Source organism: Natranaeroarchaeum sulfidigenes (assembly GCF_017094485.1).
GTDB classification, from domain to species: domain Archaea; phylum Halobacteriota; class Halobacteria; order Halobacteriales; family Natronoarchaeaceae; genus Natranaeroarchaeum; species Natranaeroarchaeum sulfidigenes.
The window spans coordinates 1,146,409-1,163,268 of sequence record NZ_CP064786.1 but is presented as its reverse complement, the minus strand read 5'-3'; the positions used below and the strand labels follow the sequence as shown (position 1 = coordinate 1,163,268).

The window sequence follows — 16,860 nt, the reverse complement described above, 5'->3', positions numbered from 1 at the left end:
CGACAGTCGAGCACTCGTCGTATTGCATGCTGGCTGTCTGCCAGCGGGTCAAGGTTGTCGTTGTAATCACCTAATCCATACACCGACAAACGGCGGCCCTATAGTACCCCTCCCGGAATCGAACCCGATAAACGTCCACGGCCGAACTCCTCTCTCATGCGCGTCGAGCAACTCGGAGAGGGAACCCCCACTGTCGCCGTCGTCGCGGGAATCCACGGCGACGAGCCGGGTGGTGTCTCCGCAGTCGAGCGGCTCATCGAAGCGTCGCCGCCGGTCGAGCGGCCCGTCATGCTGGTCGTCGTCAACGAGCGAGCCCTAGAGGCGAACGTTAGATACGTCGATACGGACCTCAATCGGGCGTTCCCCGGCGACCGAACGCAGGATGCCTACGAATCGAAACTTGCCGTCGACCTCGCGGAACGGCTGGAGGGCTGTACCGTCCTCTCGCTGCACTCCACCCGATCACACCCCGAACCGTTCATGGTCGTCGATCAGGTCGATCCGCTGGTCGAACGGCTCGCTGCCCAGCTGCCGGTCGAGTCAGTCGTAGACACCAGCGACTTCATTCAGGGGCGGCTGTTCGCCGCCGTCCGAACCATCGAAGTCGAGTGTGGGTTGCAGGGTAGCGATGCAGCAGCAGATACCGCACTCCGTCTCACGCTCGCCTACCTGCGGGCGATGGATGTCCTTGCTCCGGATGTCGCCGTGGAGCTCGCCGAGGAGTTCGGTGTTGGACCGCTCGATGAACCCGCACGTACCGGGACACCGGTGTATCGCCTCGCAGAACAAATTCCAAAAATTCCGGACGAGAACTACGAGGTACTCGTCGACAACTTCGAGCACGTCGAAAAAGGAGAGCGGTTCGCTACAGGGCCCGCGGGCGATATGATCGCCGACGAATCGTTTTATCCCGTGTTGCTCTCCGCTGACGGCTACAAGTCGATGCTCGGCTACGCGGGTCGTCGACAGCGGATCATCGACGCACCGCCACAACAGCAGTGATCAATACCGTATAACTACAATACGGATATGAAACCCGACCGATTCGTCACCCTGTGTTTCCTGTACGCCGGGACGGTGCTGTTCGCACAGGCGACACTCGCCTACGGGGCCGCCAACCGTGTAGCAGCCGTGTTCCAGTTGCTCACTGCCCTGGCCGTGCTGGCTGCTGGTATCATTCGAATTCGCAGGCCCAAAGAGGAGACGGACAATCCGGCAGAGTACGGGATGCTAGCCTACGGGATGGCTGCGTTGTGTATAGCCCTCACAGTGATCTCCGTCGGGCAACTGCTGTTGATAGCCTAGTCCGCCCGCGGGACGGTTACATCGGCCAGCGCGCTCTCGATGCCCTCCCGCCGATCCTCGAATTGTCCCGGAAGCACCAGTCGCTCGCCCAGCGCGTCGAGCGGTTCGTCACTGTCGTAGCCCGGACCGCTGGTGGCGAGCTCGAAGAGGACGCCGTTGGATTCGCGGAAGTACACCGAGCGAAACCAGTGGCGATCGATCTGCTGTGTCGGGCGGAGTCCTTCCGACTGGACTGCTTTGCGCATCGCCATCTGATCCTCGTCGGTCGGCGTCTGGAACGCGACGTGATGGACGGTACCGTGACCCTGTCGACCGGCCTCGATCGTCGGTAGGACGTCAACGTACTTGCCGACCGGACCGCTCGCCTCGAAGCGGGTTCGCTCGTCACCCGGTGCATCGCCCTGCGCCTGTTCGACCCCGACCTCTTCGAGCCCCATCGTCCGGAGCAGTGACTCTGTCGTCATCGGGTCGGCCAGCCACAGCGTCACCGAGTGAAAGCCCCGGATTGCGGCGTTTTCGGGGACGAACTCGGTCCATGGGACCGTTGGATCGTCGTCAGGGATCGGGACTTCGACGAGTTCGACGGGGAGTCCGTCCGGGTCACGGAACGGCAAGACGGTCTCGCCGAACCGCTCGATCCGCTCGTCGTAGTCGACATCGTACTCGTCAAACCGGTCTTCCCAGTAGTCGAGGCTCCCTTCGGGGACACGAAACGCAGTTCGGGAGACCTGTCCGGAGCCGACACGGCCCTGCGAGAGATTCTCCCACGGGAAAAACGTCATACTCGTTCCGGGCGTCCCCTCCGCGTCGGCGAAAAAGAAGTGATACGTCTCGGGGTCGTCCTGATTGATCGAGCGCTTTACCAGCCGCAGACCAAGTGTCTCGGCCCAGAAATCAAGGTTCCGCTGGGGGTCGCCAGCGACGCAGGTGACGTGATGGATGCCGGGTGTTGGAGTCGTCATCGTCGACTCCTACGGGGTGGGAGAACTTGAGTTCCCGCGGACGTGAGTGTTACCAGGGCGGGTCCAGACAGCTCGTTACTCCTCGGCCGCGAACTCGACGAGTGTCAGGTCTCGATCGAGTGCGCAGTGGTCGTGAGGTGGCTCGCCGATAACCGTCTCGATTCGCCGTTCCGCCCCGAATTCCACGCCGTCCGGCTCACAGTAGATGTGGCTCGGACACTCGGTGTGTGGACAGGGGCCTTCGAGTGATACTTTCGAACCCGCGTAGGCGTTGCGCGAGGAGACGTTTGCAGGGACGGATGTCGTCTCGACTTCCACGGCCTGCACACCCGCGTCGTGGACGGCGCAATCGAGGACCTGTGCGTTGTCTCGAACGTCAGTGACCCGGTACTTGACGCCGGGGGAGAGACCGAGACACTGGCTTCGGTACGGACAGCCAGCACACCCGCTCGCCTCCCCCTCGAAGACGAACTCCTGTCCCTCGGTAGCGAGGCGCGTCCCGATCAGCGTGACCTTGCTCATGTCCTACAGTAGCGTGGGAAGGTGGTTAAGCATCCCGCACTGAGACGGTCCTTACGCTTCAGTTAGCTCGTCCAGTTTCTCGAAGTATTCCGTTCGGGGGACCTGATAGAGGTCTCGATAGTCGACGTCTCCTGTGGCAAATTCCTCTGCCAGTTCGATCGCATACTCCACTGCTGCGTCCCGGTCGTCGAACTGCTCCGCTCCAGCGTCGACGTCCGGCTCCAGATAGAGGACGACTGTCCACTGCTCACCCGACTCGATTGGATCGTGTCCAGCGGGCCGTCGCGATGGACGCCCACGGGTAAGATAGATGGTGGGGAGACACTCGGCCGGAAATCGGTCGGCGTCGAAGACGTCCGGGCGATACGCGAGGACGCTCCGGCCCTCTGGCTCGTCGCTCCAGACGACCCAGCTCTCATGTAACTGTTCGTAGCTCATGATCCGGGCTACGGTATCGGCTGTCAAAAGCCGTCCTACTTGCGGAAAGGGGACTGGCCACTGAGACAGTTTCGCCAGCTAGTACTGTTGAAAGTATGGTTAATACATAAGAATTTAAATAAGTTGCCTGCACACTGACGACTGCATACCAGAACCCAGCCACGTAGCAGAACTGAATACACAGCACAGCCTGGACAGCGGTGGTCAATACTGTACGTGGAACCACAGCTACTCACGACCGAGGGAGGGTTCTTCAGCCAGCTCAGCGAGGCACTTCAGGGCGCGATTCTCGAAGCAGTCGGTATCCTTTCTGAAGTATTTGTTGCGCTCGTCATTCTGGCAATTGGCCGGTTCGTTGCCGGGAAAGTCGGTGATGTCGTTGAGCGAGTGTCGCTCCGCGCGAACTTCGACTCGACAGTCTCGGAGACGCCACTTGGCGTCCTCTTTGGCGACCGCAACGGAGCGGCGGCTGCCGCCCTCGGCACCATCGTAACGTACTATATGTTCCTGATCGCGGTGTTCGCCGCGCTGGATCACATTGGCTTTACCGTTCTCACCCAGTGGATCGAGGGGGCAGTCTCCTACGTTCCGGCATTCCTTGGTGGCCTGCTCGTCCTCACCGTCGGGTTCTACATTGCCGACTTCGCGGTCGATTCGGTCCGCGAGTCGACCACGGCACAGAAAAGCGGCTTCCCCGACATCTTCGCTGACGTGACGAAGACGCTGCTGTACTTCGTCGTGATCGTTATCGGCCTCGATATGATGGGCGTCAGCGTCGGCATTCTCTACACCTTCGGCGAACCGTTCGTGCTCGCACTCGGTCTGGCGTTCGCACTTGCAGTCGGTATCGCCTTCGGCTGGGGTGGCAAGGAGCACATCGCCCAGAACGTCGGCGACTGGCACGAGGACAAAAGCGAGAACTGAGCCCGCTACGAATCTACTTTTCCGCCCACTCGACCATCCGAGCGTAGCGCTCGTCGGTCCGCAACGCCGCTGCGTCGCCGATCAGGACGAGTGACCGCTTTGCGCGTGTCAGCGCGACGTTGATCCGCCGGTAGTCCTCGAAGATCGGACCATCGAGGCTCCCGCTCGCGACGAAGGAGACGAGCACGACGTCCTTGCTCGATCCCTGGAACCGATCGACAGTGTCCACTGCAACGTCGTCGGGAGTTCGGCGCTCGATTTCCGCGACCTGTGCCCGGAAGGGTGCAATTACGGCGATCCGGCCGGGATCGACACCCGCCGCGAGGAACTCTTTGACAACTCCTCCAACGCGCTCGGCCTCGTCCGCGTCCGTGTGGTGTCCATCGTCGCCGGGAACGTCGAACAGCGTTACCCGCTTCCGGAGCGGTTCCGAGAGCAGGTCGACGTCGACGCCGTCGAGATCACTGATCGTTCGTCCGGCGATCTCGGCGGTGGCGGGCCGCAACTGACCGTCGTAGAATTCGCGGGAGGCGAAGGCCTGGATCCGCTGGGCCATCCGGTACTGGCGCGTGAGCAGCACTGACGCCTCGGGGTGTTCGTCGTGCATCCGCTCGAACAGCGACGTCGAGAGCCCGTTTTCGCTCCGTACAACCGGCGGTAGCTGATGATGATCCCCTACAAGTACAAACCGATCAGCCCGGTTGATCGCTGCGAGCGTGTTGGGCTCGGTTAGCTGGGACGCCTCGTCGACCAGTGCGACGTCGAACTCCTGCTCGCGGAGTTCCCGGGAGCCACAGGTCGCCGTGGTCGCGGCCACGACCTGAGCCTCTTCAAGCTCCGCGGCGCGCTCTTCTGGATCCCCTCGGGATTCCAGACGCAGGTCCTGCATGTCTTCCCGGACGCCGCTTTTCGTGCCGACCCGCACTGCGTCCTCGTAGCCCTGCTCCCGCAGCGCTTCGAGGGCGTTGTCGACCGCGCGATTGGTGAACGCTGACAGCAGCACGCGCTCGCCGCGGTCCACCATTGCCCGGATCGCCCGCGCGATGGTGTAGGTCTTGCCGGTCCCCGGCGGGCCGTGGATCAGCGACAGATCCTCCGCAGTGACCGCCTTCTCGACAGCCTCGTTCTGGGCTGCGTTGTTGTCAATGAACGTCTCGTCGGTCGTCCCGAACGCTGGGTCCGTACGCCCGAACAGGACGTCCTTCCGCCGCTGGCTGCCTTTGAGCACCGTGTCGTGAAGTGCTGTCAGCATGCGGTCGACACCCAGTTCCGACGGGTAGACGTCGAGGCGAGTGAACGAGACCGGTTCGTCGGCCGTCACGACGACCCGGTCCGGGTCGAGCCGTTCGATCCGGGCGAGTTCGGAGTGGCCCTCGATCGGATCGCCGTCGCTCGCCAGCACGACATCGCCTTCCCGGAGCTTCGAGACAGCTGTCCCAGTACGATCAGCGTGAAGTTCCCAGCGACCGCCCGGTAGTTCGCGCCGCTCGGTCGGTTCGAGTCCGATCAACGCCCGGTCGTCGTCGGATCGCTCTTCGGGCGCCTGCTCCCAGAGTTTGGCGTACTCCCGGTGTGTCTCACGTCGTTCCTCCTCGAGCCACTCGTAGAACCGCTCGAAGTACTCGCGTTCTTCCTCCGGCACCGCGCGGCCGATCTGTCCGGCCTTCGACTCCTGGTTCAGGCGTCCAGAGACGACCATACAGGTATCCTGCTCGAAACAGGACTCGCAGTTCGCGTCGGCCTCGTAGCCAGTCGGGACGCTCATCCCGTGTTCCATCGCCGCGAGCCGGTTGCGCTCGCGGACGACGTAATCACACAGCCCCTTCCCGATCGAGAACTCCTTGGCGGGGGAGAGGTCGCCGGTCGCCTCACTACGGTCGAGCGTCGTGTTCTTCGTGTACAGCAGGGTTCCGGTATCCGCCGGGACGCCCTTCTCGCGGAGCAACAGGGCATAGGCGGCCGCCTGTATCTTGTCCTGAAACCGCGGATCGCGTCGCGTGTTCTTGCCGGTCTTCAGCTCGACCGGCATCCCACGGCGGATCGCGTCGGCCCGCCCCTTGATACCGAACCGCCGGCTGATCAGCAACTGCTCGCTGCGCCACTGATCCTCGTCGGTGAGTGTTCCCTGGCTGAGCCAGCCATCGATCGCCGCCGCATTCCCGCGCACGTCCTCCCGGACACCCTCGGCGTCACGCCCCAGCAGACCGAGTTCGAGTCCGACCTCTTCGATCCGATCCTCGATCGCGTCGTCGAGATCACGCCCGCGCAGCAGGTCCCCGAACACCTCGTGGACGATGGTCCCTTTCACCACGGGGTAGTTCAGCGGGATCGCCGATATCTTGTTCAGATAGTACATCCGCGGGCACTGTACCCACGAGCGGATGTCAGTCACGTTCACGAGGAAGGATGGTTCGACGATCACGTACGAATCGCCAGTCGTCGCATAGCCTTCCTCGCCATCGTAGTCGTTCCGCTTTGCGTCCGTTACGACGATGTCCATCCCCGCTTCGACGTACTCGCCGGTCTCGGCCCACTTGCCCCACAGCGTGACGGTCACTGGATCACTGTCCTCTTCCCTCCGGACCGACAGCTCCGCAAGCTCGCTCTCGCCGTGTTGTGTCGTGATCGTTCGTGGCTCCTCGACGTCGACGATCACGCCATCCAGATTCACGCTATGCAGTCCGGCGTCATCGGTCAAAAGGGCTCGGGTATTCGTGAGTTGTGATAGCTGCCCAGACCTTATATTGTATTCTGGATAAAGAAATAAAAAATAACAGGTCAAATCGGGATGTATGGAATGCCCATCCTGTGAAAAAGAATTATCCACTGAACACGGAATGCGGCAGCATCATACGAAAGTTCACGGAAAGCCGCTCGCTAACCGAGAGTGTAATGGATGTGGATCCAAATTTTATGATTCTAAATCGCGAAAGGATTACTGTGTAAATTGCAATCCCAATGCAGGCCCACATAATGGAAACTGGAAAGGTGGAATGACCGAAACTAATTGTATCGAATGCGGTTCAGATTTTTTATTTTATCCCTCAAATAAACAAGGATTATACTGTTCTAGTTGTATTGAATCGGCAGAAGGTTTACTTCCCGACGATTGCCTTCCCTCTGCGAATAAAATAAGCACCTATTGCCGTTGGTGTGGTGCATTACTCAAACGTCACCCGTCAGATCTTAAAGATACTACACGGGGGCCTTTCTGCAATCTTGAATGTTATGGAAATTGGCTCTCAGACAATATAATTGGAAAGAACCATCATCAATGGCGTGGCGGAGAAATTTACTATGGCCAGTCTTGGTGGGAAATGAGACGTATTGCACTTGAACGCGACAATCATGAGTGTAGCAATTGCGGAAAAAGCCCGGATGACCTTGGACAGAATCCAGATGTCCATCATCTAAAGCCGGTACGGGAGTTCGAGGATCCGGGTGAGGCTCACTCACTCACTCGAAAACCTAATTACTCTCTGCCGTAGCTGTCACCGCCTCGTCGAAGAGGGTTCAATCACGGTATCCGTAAAATCGGAAAAGTAAGACTATTATGCCAACGACGGCAAGACATTCTTGCCAACATAGCACTACAATCCGGTTGTAGAAGCTGTGAGAAAAGTAACACAAACGCACCTCAGTCCCGTGGTGTAGTGGCCAATCATATGGGCCTTTGGACGTGTTCGGTTACGGCCGTCACGGAAGACAGCCTATGACGGCGGTTCGAATCCGCCCGGGACTATTCTGCCGCGAGCAAACCCGCGAGCGGCGAGTACCCTCGCGGATTCGAACCCAGGGGACGAGGGGATCCGAATCCTCGTGGGTCGATATCCGCTCCGGGACTACTACTGAGACGGTTATAAATTAGATCCGACAGATTCCGACCCGATCACCCGTCGAACCCGAGCAAGCGCAGGCCGATCAGGCTGACAAGCACAGTCGACCCCTCGTGGCCCACGACCGCGACGGGAAGGGGAATCCCCGCGGTAAGGATGGCGATAATCATGATTGCGATCGCGCCAAAGGCGATCGAGAAATTGATGTACAGCGTCTTTCTGGTCTCGCGGCTGAGCGCGAACGCGTAGGGAAGCCGACCGAGTTTGTCCGACATGAGCACGATGTCGGCAGTCTCGAGGGCGACGTCGGTACCCGCTCCACCCATCCCGATGCTGATGTCCGCCGTCGCGAGCGCCGGGGCGTCGTTGACGCCGTCGCCGACCATCGCGACGGCCTCGTACTCGGCCTGTAAGGCCTCGATATGGTCGACTTTCTCCTCGGGCAACAGCTCGGAATACACCTCGTCGATTCCGAGTTCCCCGGCGATATACTCGGCGACGCGCTCGTTGTCGCCGGTGAGCATGACGATCTGCTCGACGCCGCGCTCGCGCAGACGTTCGATCGTCTCGGCGGCGTCTTCTCTGATCGTATCGGTGAAGGCGAGCCAGCCGAGCACCCGTCGCTCCTCGTCGCTCTCGCTCACGACAAGCACGCTGGTTTTGCCGCGGGATTCCTGTTCTCGCACTGCATCAAGTCCGGCGTCGATCCCCTCGATCGGGCCGTCGACGACGGTATCGAAGTATCGTGGGTTGCCGATATGGATCGTCCGTTCATCGACCCGCGCGTGGACACCCTTCCCGACGACTGCCTGAAACTCGGTCGCGGTGGGGATGTCGAGCGAACGCTCGTCTGCGGCCTCCACCGTTGCCTCCGCAAGATGGTGTTCCGATCGAGACTGAACGGCGGCCGCGACCGACAGGAGTTCGTCGTCGGTCAGCGCGTCGGAACTACCGCTCGTGTGGCCGAGCGTTGAGACGTCTGTCAGCCGGGTGTTCCCCTCGGTGAGCGTCCCGGTCTTGTCGAAGGCAACCGCGTCAACGTTGCCCGCCGTCTCGATGTGTTCGCCCCCTTTGAACAGGACGCCCTGTCGCCCGCCAGCCGAGATCGCTGACAGTACCGCAGCGGGCGTCGAAATAATGACCGCACAGGGCGAAGCGGCGACCATTAGCGTCATCGCGCGGTAGAACGTCGGCTCGAAGGTGTGACCGAGAACCAGCAGAGGAAGCGCAATTGCGACCGCAGTCATCGCAAAGACACTCAACACGTAGGGCTGTTCGTAGCGGTCGATAAGCTGCTGGGTCGGAGCCTGTTTTTCCTGGGCCTCTTCGACCATGTGAATAAGTCGAGAGATGGCGGACTCCTGGGCTTTGCGTGTGACCCGCACTTCGAGACTGCCCGTTTCATTGATTGTCCCGCCGAAGACCTCGTCGCCCGGCTCCTTTGAGACTGGCACGGATTCACCAGTCAGAGAGGATTGATCAACCGTACTCTCGCCGGATTCGACAACGCCGTCGAGTGGGAGCCGATCGCCTGGCCGGACGACGAACACGTCCCCAACCTCGACGTCGTCGATGGACACAGTGACCTCCTCGCCGTCACTGAGTACCTGTGCCGATTCGGGACGCATCTCGATCAGTGACCTGATCGCCGTCCGAGACCGGCCAATCGCGTACTCCTCTAGAACGCCAGATAGCGAGAACAGGAACAGCAGCATCGCTCCCTCGAAGGGCGCACCGATGATCAGTGCACCGACAGCCGCGAGGATCATCAGCAGGTCGATTTCGACTGCCGGTTTCCGGAGGCTCTTGATGCTCTCTTTGAGCCCGTACCAGCCGCCAAAGACGTATGCGACTGCATAGTTCCCCCAGACAAACCACGGCGGCGCGTCGAACCAGCTCCCGAACAGCCCAGCGACCATACCGACAAATGTCAGGACGACAAACAGAGCCTGTCGACGAAGTACCGGTCGCTCCAGCAGCGCCTCCGCTCGATCCCGGGTGATCGATACGGAGCCTGATCCCGTCTCCATATCTCTCATCGTGGATCGAGTTTGATAAGCATATCTGCGATTCTCGGGCGATGCGAGCTTCGAAAGTACGGGAGGACTCGGGAAAACCGGGGAGAGATACTTACCGGATGATCGAGTCGGCCATTCGCTGCGGGAAGCCGACGATCAGCTGGTAGATACTCTTTTTCTCCTGGTTCGACCGCAGGCGGGCGCGAAGACGCTGGCTGAACAGCTCGACGAGGAAGATGAGCACGAAGATGACAAAGAGCGTCGCCATCATGTTCTCGAAGACGAGCCGTGCCTCCTGGGTCGCGACGACCGCACCCAGTCCGCCCGCACCGATGACGCCGACGGTGACTGCCGACCGGACGTTGATCTCGAAGATGTACAGCGTCCACGCGATGAAGGAGGTCTTAACCTGACTCAACATACCGAAGAAGACGACCTGTGGCTTGTTCGCGCCGGTCGTCCGCATCGCCTCGATTGGCCCGTCTTCGAGCTCTTCGAGCTCCTCGACGAACAGCCGACCGAGATTACCGATGGTGTTCAGGGCGATGGCAAGCGTCGCGGCAGCAGCACCGAGACCGACGAGGGCGACGAAGATCAGCGCCCAGATGATCGCCGGAATCGCGCGAATGAAGGACATGATCCCGCGGAAGATGAAATTGATCGGGAACGGCGTGACCCGCTCGGAGCCGAGCACGCTAAACAGGAGCGCAAGCGGGAAGCCAAGGATCGTCCCCACGAGTCCCATCGCAAGTGTGATTCCGGCCTCGCCGAAGATGGCGAACACGCCCATCTCCTGAAAGAAGAAGGCGTATAGATCGCCCGCGTTCGGTGGGAACTGGAACAGCAGGCCACCGATCTCGGCATCGTAGATCAGGTCGTTCGCGCTAATGAACTCCCAGTAGGTCCAGATGTCGAGAAACGGGATACCAGCAACGTCAGTCCGCGGGAAGTAATCACCCATACGCCCGGCGAAGTGGCTCCAGGTGAAGTTCGTCCGTTCGTCGAAAAACTCGGTTGCAGCGAGCCCCTGCAAGGTGATAAATCCGAGTGCAACGACGAACCCCACCCAGCCGACAGCGCGACGCCGGCGCGTTCGACGGATGTTCTCGAACTGTTCATTTACTTTTGCGCTCGCAGATTCGAGGCGGCGAGTCGGTTCGACGCCGCCATCAGACGCGGTTTCCGCCGAGTCGGTGCTCTCGGTCACGGCTTTGCCTCCGTATGTTTACTTGCGCCATCGGCCAGTTCATCGGACGGTGTGTCGGCCTCGTCGGTGACGAACATCCCATCGGTGTCGATCTCCCCGTAGATCTTGTCGACAGCGTCGATCGTGAGGTCCTCACGATAGCCGTCGAACACCTTCTTCCCATCGTGGAGGCCGATAAATCGCTGGCCGTACTTCCGGGCGATATTGACCTGATGCAGACTGATAAACGTCGTCAGCGCACGCTCCTCGGAGGCATGTTGCATGTACCGCATCACGTCCTGTGCGCTCCCGGGATCGAGACTCGCGACTGGCTCGTCGGCGAGCAGGACCTCCGGCAACTGAGTGAGCGCGCGGGCGATACCCACACGCTGTTGCTGGCCGCCGCTCATCCGCCGTCCCTTCTTTTCGGCCTCGTCCAGCAGGCCGACGGTATCGAGCGCTTCGAGGGCGCGCTGTTTCTCCTCGTCATCGTGTAGCTGAAAGATGCTTTCGAGAAGTCCCGTTCGGTTGATCCCACCCGACAGCGCGTTCGAGTATGCACTCATGTCCCCGACGATGTTGTGCTGCTGGAAAATCATCGCGACTTCGGGGCGTGTGGTCGTCATCGGTTCACCGTCAATCAGCACCTGTCCTTCTGTCGGCTCAGTGAGCGCAGACATACATCGAAGAAGAGTCGATTTCCCCGAACCGGAGACGCCGAGGATAATGACGAACTCTCCCGCCGGGACCTCGAACGAGACGTCATCGAGAGCGACGGTGTCTCCGTAGGTCTTCCGGAGGTTATCGACGACTATTTTGGACATTTGATATCCTGATTTTGAAGCGGCTTCGTTTATCACTTACTCTATCTCGTCGAAGCCGATTCCGAGGTCTTCCGCGAAGTCGTTGACCGGGTCGTAGTCCTCATGGGTTGCCTCGACGATACCGCTGAACCACAGTTCGTGGTCGTTGAAGTCCTCCCAGTCGTCTTCCTGATCCTCACTCAGGTCGTAATCGTCCGTGTCGAGTTCGCCGTCGGCGTAGTCTTCGAGCAGTCCCTCCGGCAGGCTGAGATCGAGTTCGTCGGCCAGAGTGAACGGATCGTGCTGAAAGTCCTCGGCCGACAGATCACGCATGAACTCCTCGATATCGAACCGGATATCTTCTTCCCATGCCGTGTTGATGACGATCGGTGCTCGGGGGATCGCGGGTGAGACGTCCAGCAACTTAAGCTCCGGATCGCGAGAGCCTGCGATGTCGACCTCGGGTGAGGTCTCGTAGAGGTCCTCATACTCGCCTTCGATCTGGTCGACCGGAACGTGCGGAATCGAAGCGAACTCACCGGCGCCTGCCGCTACCACCGTATCGTCCTCGATGAGCTCTTCGACAGCGAGGTCGTGTGCGACGCCGCTTCGCAGGTCGAAGTCCTCCGCGCTTCCCCCCTCGGGTGCGTTTCCGATATCCAGCCCTTTGTCCTGGAGCATCCACATCGGGGCCATCCCTCCGGACACCGACCCGACGTCGGCCATCGCAACGGTTTCCCCTTCCAGATCCGACACCTCGTTGATCCCACTGTCGGGAGTCGTAACGAGCGTGCCGAAGTATAGCTCCGCGCCGAACGCTTCGCGCATTCCGACGACATCGATCTCCTCGGGTCCAAGATCCGGTACCGCACCAGGCGAGGTGTCCGCAATAATCCGATCTCCGTCACCGGCACGGTTCAGTTCCTCCGAGGTCCCCGAGTAACTCTGGGTAGGAAGTCCCTCGATCTCTACGTCGAATTCGTCCTCGATCAGCTCGAACAGCGGCTGATACTGGACTTCGATGTCAATGGTATCCTCTGCTGGGTTCATGACCCACGTGATAGCTCCATCGTCGTCGTCACCGAGACAACCAGCCAACGCGACAGCGCCAACAGCACCGGTTTTGGTCAGAAAACTACGCCGTGTGTCAGCCGATGGACGGCTTCTGTCAGACATTCGTGTTGGCGTTAATAGAGTAGTATCAAATAACTTTCGGAGAGCAAATCGTCGATAGAGACTCTCAAAGCGGTGAAAAACGTACTAATACGTATCTATATTGTACCGCATATATTTACTATTCACTCATGCATTTTGTTTTAGAACAATAATTTAAAATATTTATGTTTGACCGGGGTAGCTCCCCACTCCAAACGCGACTATCCGTCCGGGATATCGAGGACTGTCCGACAACACAACGCCGATTATCCCCCATCAGTAAGGAGAGGTATGAACGATCGAACGCGGCTCGGCGCGGCTGTCGTGGGGACGGTCGCCCTGTTCGTGCTCGTCCAGTTGGGCGCACTCGCGCTCGTCGAGCCCTTCCAGCAGGCGGAGTATCAGGCGGTCGAAGACCCCTCGGATCCGGCGAACAGCGCGCTCTTCTTTGCGGTACTACTCGTGGCAACCGGCGTCATGCTCGCGGTGATCAAGTACGAGGCCGAGTGGCTGATCCGGGCGAGCGTCATCGGCGTCAGTGGGATGCTCACGTGGTACGTCCTGAACGCCGTCGTTCCCGGCGGTGCCGTCGCCGGCGTACCGCTCGCCCTCCTTCCGATCCTGGCCGCCCTTGGCGTTATCGTCGGACTGATCTATCATCCCGAGTGGTACGTCATCGACACCGCTGGAGTCCTGATGGGCGCGGGGGCCGCAGGGATGTTCGGCATCAGTTTCGGCCTCCTGCCAGCGATCGCTTTCCTCGTCGTACTCGCGGTGTACGACGCCATCAGCGTCTACAAGACGAAACACATGCTTACCCTCGCTGACGGCGTGATGGGACAGAAGATTCCCGTGCTGCTCGTCATCCCGACCTCACTCTCGTACTCGTTCCGGGAGGCGGGCGCTGGTGAGGAAATGACTGACGACCCGACGGCCGACGGGAGGGAGGTTGACCGGGACACTTCCGGGACCGAACCGGACGCCGACGCACCGGAGAATGAGACGGTAACGGACGGAGCCAGCGGGGCAGATAACGGCGTCCGAGATGCCCTCTTTATCGGGCTCGGAGACGCCGTCATGCCGACGATTCTGGTCGCCAGTGCCGCTTTCTTCATCCCGGCCGAGGTCGCACCGGGGTTCGATCTCCCGGTCGTCGCGATGAACCTCCCCGCACTCGGTGCGATGGTCGGGACGATCGTCGGCCTCGTGATTCTCCTGCGGATGGTGCTTGAAGGCCGTGCACACGCCGGGCTCCCGCTGCTCAACGGGGGAGCCATCGCAGGATATCTGCTCGGAGCGCTCGCGAGCGGACTCACGCTCATGCAGGCGATCGGAATTCATTCGTTCTGAGAACAGTAGTCATACCGAAGATGATCGGGAAATCGGTTTTTTGTGCCAGAGTTGCAACCTCAGGGGCATTCGTCTTTAGCTAAGCGAAGAACCGCGTGACAGCAATGGCTTATCGAGGCTACTTTTTGAGAGGAATGAGGAGGCGGCAAGTGTGCACCAAGACGCCTCCTCATCAAGAATCATGCGTCGGCTTACTACACTGTTTCCCTCTGAGTTCCTCGAAGAGCACGCCGAGGAACTCGGCGTGGTCGAGCGTGAGGGCAAACTTCAGATCCCCGTCCTCGTGTGGGCGCTCGTGTTCGGCTTCGCCGCAGGCGAGAGCCGAACACTCGCTGGGTTCAGGCGTAGCTACAACTCCACAGCCGATGAGACCATCTCTCCTGGTGGCTTCTATCACCGGTTGACGCCGTCACTTGCAGAGTATCTCCGCGACCTCGTCGAGCGTGGTCTCGACGAGGTCGCTGTTCCCAACGCTGTTGACGCTGATATCGACCGATTCAGGGACGTGATGATCGCTGATGGAACGGTGTTGCGGTTGCACGAGTTCCTTTCCGACGAGTTCCAAGCTCGCCACGAGGAGCAGGCTGGAGCGAAGCTCCACCTGCTCCACAATGCCACCGATCAGACGATTGAACGGATTGACGTGACCGATGAAAAAGCGCACGACAGCACGTTGTTCAAGGCGGGATCGTGGCTGCATGGACGACTGGTTTTGTTCGACCTAGCGTACTTCAAGTACCGCCGCTTTGCGCTGATCGACGAGAACGACGGCTACTTCGTGAGCCGGTTGAAGCAGAACGCGAATCCGGTGATAACAGAGGAGTTACGGGAATGGCGCGGGCGCGCCATTCCCTTAGAAGGGGAGAAGATCCACGACGTGGTCGGTGATCTCTCGCGGGAGTACATTGACGTAGAGGTCGAAGCGGAGTTCAAGCGGGGTCAGTACGAGGGAACACGGTCGCTAGACACGAAGCGGTTCCGCGTCGTCGGCGTCCGGGACGAGGACGCCGACGACTACCATCTGTACATCACAAATCTACCGAGAGAAGAGTTTCTCCCGGCAGATCTAGGGACGCTGTATCGGTGTCGATGGGAGGTAGAAACGCTGTTTCGTGAGTTGAAGACGCAATACGAACTAGATGAGTTCGACACGAGCAACCCTGTTGTGGTGGAGATTTTGCTGTATGCGGCGTTGCTGTCGCTGCTAGTGAGCCGTGAGTTGTTGGATCTGGTCTCTGAGCAGGCTGCCGACGAGATCGTGTTTCCACCGGAACGCTGGGCGGCGACCTTCCGGTCGCACGCCCAGCTCATTCTTCACGAACTTGGCGAATACCTCGGCTACTCGCCACCGCCGTTGCTGGAACGGCTGATCGAAGAGGCACAGAAGATTCATCAGCAACGACCGATCTTACAAGAGACGCTCGCTACCGCTACGCAACCAAGGTGTGAGGCTTAGCTAAAGACGAATGACCTCAGGGGTACTATGGATGATAATCAACTCGACGACCTGACCGGTGACGTTTTTGATCTCACTGATCTACTGGAGTATCAATCCGGTGCGATCGTGAGCCGGACGCTGATCGATGAGGAGTCAGCGACAGTCACGCTCTTTGCCGTGGCCGAGGGACAGACGATCAGCGAACACACTGCACCTCACGATGCGATTATGCAGGTCCTCGACGGTACGGCGACGGCGACCATTGACGACGATGAGTACGAGGTGAACGGCGGTGAGTCGCTGGTGTTCCCGGCAAACGAACCACACGCTCTGGAGGGCAAGGAGTCGTTCAAGATGCTGTTGACGATGGTGCGGTGAGTCCACTGAACCCAGTCTGTACGACTCGTATGCGCCCCTCGAATTGAAGTGTTTATATTACTAACAATAGTGCATGACCGAACAGGCGGCCACGACAATGGACTCCATCGAGATCAGGGAGTTTCTACAGGATCAGGGAACTGGGGTACTTGCACTTGCGAAAGCGTCGGACGCATACGCAGTACCGGTATCGTTCTTCTACGACGGAGAGCAACAGTGCGTCTACCTCCGGCTGGGGTACGCCTCAGGGAGCCAGAAGCGACGGTACGCCAAGGCAACCGATCACGCATCGCTTGTCGTCTACGACGACACCGATGAGGGGTGGAAAAGCGTCGTGATAGAAGGCCACCTCGAAGAGATATCGGACAATACACTCGACTCGGCACTCGAAGAGCACGGTGAACAACTCGACATCCCGTATGTGCGGATTTTCGATCGACCGACTGATGAAATCGAGTTTCGCACCGTCCGGATCAATATCACGAGTATGAAAGGAATTGTCGAGTCGTAGCGATACAAGGACCGCGGAGCTAAGTGGTTCCACA

16 protein-coding genes and 1 tRNA gene are annotated in these 16,860 nt (G+C 59.7%); 9 read left to right on the top strand and 8 right to left on the bottom strand.

What is annotated here, in order from left to right; genetic code table 11:
- The first annotated feature begins 156 nt into the window (after positions 1-156).
- Together AArcS_RS06095 and AArcS_RS06090 are read left to right on the top strand one after the other, a co-directional pair.
- Entirely contained in the window at positions 157-1,002 is an 846-nt protein-coding gene (locus tag AArcS_RS06095) for a M14 family metallopeptidase (protein WP_238479592.1), read from the top strand.
- Positions 1,003-1,029: 27 nt separating this feature from the next.
- Positions 1,030-1,305, top strand: coding sequence for a hypothetical protein (locus tag AArcS_RS06090; protein WP_238479591.1), 276 nt, complete (start codon positions 1,030-1,032; stop codon positions 1,303-1,305).
- Here the strand turns inward: AArcS_RS06090 and AArcS_RS06085 are convergent.
- The 3 genes from AArcS_RS06085 to AArcS_RS06075 all read right to left on the bottom strand — a co-directional run bounded on the left by AArcS_RS06085 (position 1,302) and on the right by AArcS_RS06075 (position 3,227).
- Positions 1,302-2,267, bottom strand: a complete 966-nt coding sequence (locus AArcS_RS06085; protein ID WP_238479590.1) for a ring-cleaving dioxygenase — start codon at positions 2,265-2,267, stop codon at positions 1,302-1,304. The two genes, AArcS_RS06090 and AArcS_RS06085, sit on opposite strands and share 4 nt — an antisense overlap.
- A gap of 75 nt (positions 2,268-2,342) precedes the next feature.
- Positions 2,343-2,789, bottom strand: coding sequence for a UPF0179 family protein (locus tag AArcS_RS06080; RefSeq protein WP_238479589.1), 447 nt, complete (start codon positions 2,787-2,789; stop codon positions 2,343-2,345).
- 51 nt (positions 2,790-2,840) lie between these two features.
- Positions 2,841-3,227, bottom strand: coding sequence for a DUF5820 family protein (locus AArcS_RS06075; protein ID WP_238479588.1), 387 nt, complete (start codon positions 3,225-3,227; stop codon positions 2,841-2,843).
- Between the two features lie 216 nt (positions 3,228-3,443).
- On the opposite strand from AArcS_RS06075, the gene AArcS_RS06070 reads away from it, so the two are divergent.
- A complete protein-coding gene (locus AArcS_RS06070) occupies positions 3,444-4,151 on the top strand; it encodes a mechanosensitive ion channel family protein (RefSeq protein ID WP_238479587.1) in 708 nt (235 codons plus the stop codon).
- Positions 4,152-4,164: 13 nt separating this feature from the next.
- Here the strand turns inward: AArcS_RS06070 and AArcS_RS06065 are convergent, their stop codons facing one another.
- On the bottom strand, positions 4,165-6,822 hold the full coding sequence (locus AArcS_RS06065) for an AAA domain-containing protein (RefSeq protein WP_238479586.1): 2,658 nt from the start codon (positions 6,820-6,822) through the stop codon (positions 4,165-4,167).
- Between the two features lie 770 nt (positions 6,823-7,592).
- Between AArcS_RS06065 and AArcS_RS15920 the strand changes: the two genes are divergently transcribed.
- Positions 7,593-7,697, top strand: a complete 105-nt coding sequence (locus tag AArcS_RS15920) for an HNH endonuclease (protein WP_375139638.1) — start codon at positions 7,593-7,595, stop codon at positions 7,695-7,697.
- A 93-nt stretch (positions 7,698-7,790) separates the two neighbouring features.
- Positions 7,791-7,893: transfer RNA gene (locus tag AArcS_RS06060), tRNA-Gln, on the top strand.
- 147 nt (positions 7,894-8,040) lie between these two features.
- Here AArcS_RS06060 and AArcS_RS06055 read toward each other — a convergent pair.
- From AArcS_RS06055 to AArcS_RS06040, 4 genes are all read right to left on the bottom strand, one after another.
- Entirely contained in the window at positions 8,041-10,017 is a 1,977-nt protein-coding gene (locus AArcS_RS06055) for a heavy metal translocating P-type ATPase (RefSeq protein WP_238479585.1), read from the bottom strand.
- Between the two features lie 100 nt (positions 10,018-10,117).
- Positions 10,118-11,212: a phosphonate ABC transporter, permease protein PhnE gene (gene phnE / locus AArcS_RS06050; RefSeq protein WP_238479584.1), complete on the bottom strand. Its 1,095-nt coding sequence runs from the start codon at positions 11,210-11,212 to the stop codon at positions 10,118-10,120.
- The gene (locus AArcS_RS06045) at positions 11,209-12,015 is read right to left on the bottom strand and encodes a phosphonate ABC transporter ATP-binding protein (RefSeq protein WP_310736986.1); all 807 of its coding nucleotides are present in this window, start codon (positions 12,013-12,015) and stop codon (positions 11,209-11,211) included. The genes phnE and AArcS_RS06045 overlap by 4 nt, the downstream gene beginning before the upstream one ends.
- A 36-nt stretch (positions 12,016-12,051) precedes the next feature.
- Positions 12,052-13,044, bottom strand: a complete 993-nt coding sequence (locus AArcS_RS06040) for a PhnD/SsuA/transferrin family substrate-binding protein (RefSeq protein WP_375139650.1) — start codon at positions 13,042-13,044, stop codon at positions 12,052-12,054.
- A 396-nt stretch (positions 13,045-13,440) separates the two neighbouring features.
- Here AArcS_RS06040 and AArcS_RS06035 point away from each other — a divergent pair, with 396 nt between their 5' ends.
- The 4 genes from AArcS_RS06035 to AArcS_RS06020 all read left to right on the top strand — a co-directional run bounded on the left by AArcS_RS06035 (position 13,441) and on the right by AArcS_RS06020 (position 16,826).
- Positions 13,441-14,499, top strand: a complete 1,059-nt coding sequence (locus tag AArcS_RS06035; protein ID WP_238479582.1) for a presenilin family intramembrane aspartyl protease PSH — start codon at positions 13,441-13,443, stop codon at positions 14,497-14,499.
- Between the two features lie 181 nt (positions 14,500-14,680).
- Complete coding sequence (locus AArcS_RS06030) at positions 14,681-15,955, top strand: IS4 family transposase (RefSeq protein WP_238479982.1); 1,275 nt, start codon at positions 14,681-14,683, stop codon at positions 15,953-15,955.
- Positions 15,956-15,982: 27 nt separating this feature from the next.
- The gene (locus tag AArcS_RS06025; RefSeq protein ID WP_238479581.1) at positions 15,983-16,315 is read left to right on the top strand and encodes a cupin domain-containing protein; all 333 of its coding nucleotides are present in this window, start codon (positions 15,983-15,985) and stop codon (positions 16,313-16,315) included.
- 73 nt (positions 16,316-16,388) lie between these two features.
- Entirely contained in the window at positions 16,389-16,826 is a 438-nt protein-coding gene (locus AArcS_RS06020) for a pyridoxamine 5'-phosphate oxidase family protein (RefSeq protein ID WP_238479580.1), read from the top strand.
- The last annotated feature ends 34 nt before the right edge of the window (positions 16,827-16,860 follow it).

Coding starts and splice junctions, on each gene's coding strand:
- AArcS_RS06095 (WP_238479592.1), top strand. CDS start 157: ATGCGCGTCGAGCAACTCGGAGAGGGAACCCCCACTGTCGCCGTCGTC.
- AArcS_RS06090 (WP_238479591.1), top strand. CDS start 1,030: ATGAAACCCGACCGATTCGTCACCCTGTGTTTCCTGTACGCCGGGACG.
- AArcS_RS06085 (WP_238479590.1), bottom strand. CDS start 2,267: ATGACGACTCCAACACCCGGCATCCATCACGTCACCTGCGTCGCTGGC.
- AArcS_RS06080 (WP_238479589.1), bottom strand. CDS start 2,789: ATGAGCAAGGTCACGCTGATCGGGACGCGCCTCGCTACCGAGGGACAG.
- AArcS_RS06075 (WP_238479588.1), bottom strand. CDS start 3,227: ATGAGCTACGAACAGTTACATGAGAGCTGGGTCGTCTGGAGCGACGAG.
- AArcS_RS06055 (WP_238479585.1), bottom strand. CDS start 10,017: ATGGAGACGGGATCAGGCTCCGTATCGATCACCCGGGATCGAGCGGAG.
- AArcS_RS06045 (WP_310736986.1), bottom strand. CDS start 12,015: ATGTCCAAAATAGTCGTCGATAACCTCCGGAAGACCTACGGAGACACC.
- AArcS_RS06040 (WP_375139650.1), bottom strand. CDS start 13,044: ATGAACCCAGCAGAGGATACCATTGACATCGAAGTCCAGTATCAGCCG.
- AArcS_RS06035 (WP_238479582.1), top strand. CDS start 13,441: ATGAACGATCGAACGCGGCTCGGCGCGGCTGTCGTGGGGACGGTCGCC.
- AArcS_RS06030 (WP_238479982.1), top strand. CDS start 14,681: ATGCGTCGGCTTACTACACTGTTTCCCTCTGAGTTCCTCGAAGAGCAC.
- AArcS_RS06025 (WP_238479581.1), top strand. CDS start 15,983: ATGGATGATAATCAACTCGACGACCTGACCGGTGACGTTTTTGATCTC.
- AArcS_RS06020 (WP_238479580.1), top strand. CDS start 16,389: ATGACCGAACAGGCGGCCACGACAATGGACTCCATCGAGATCAGGGAG.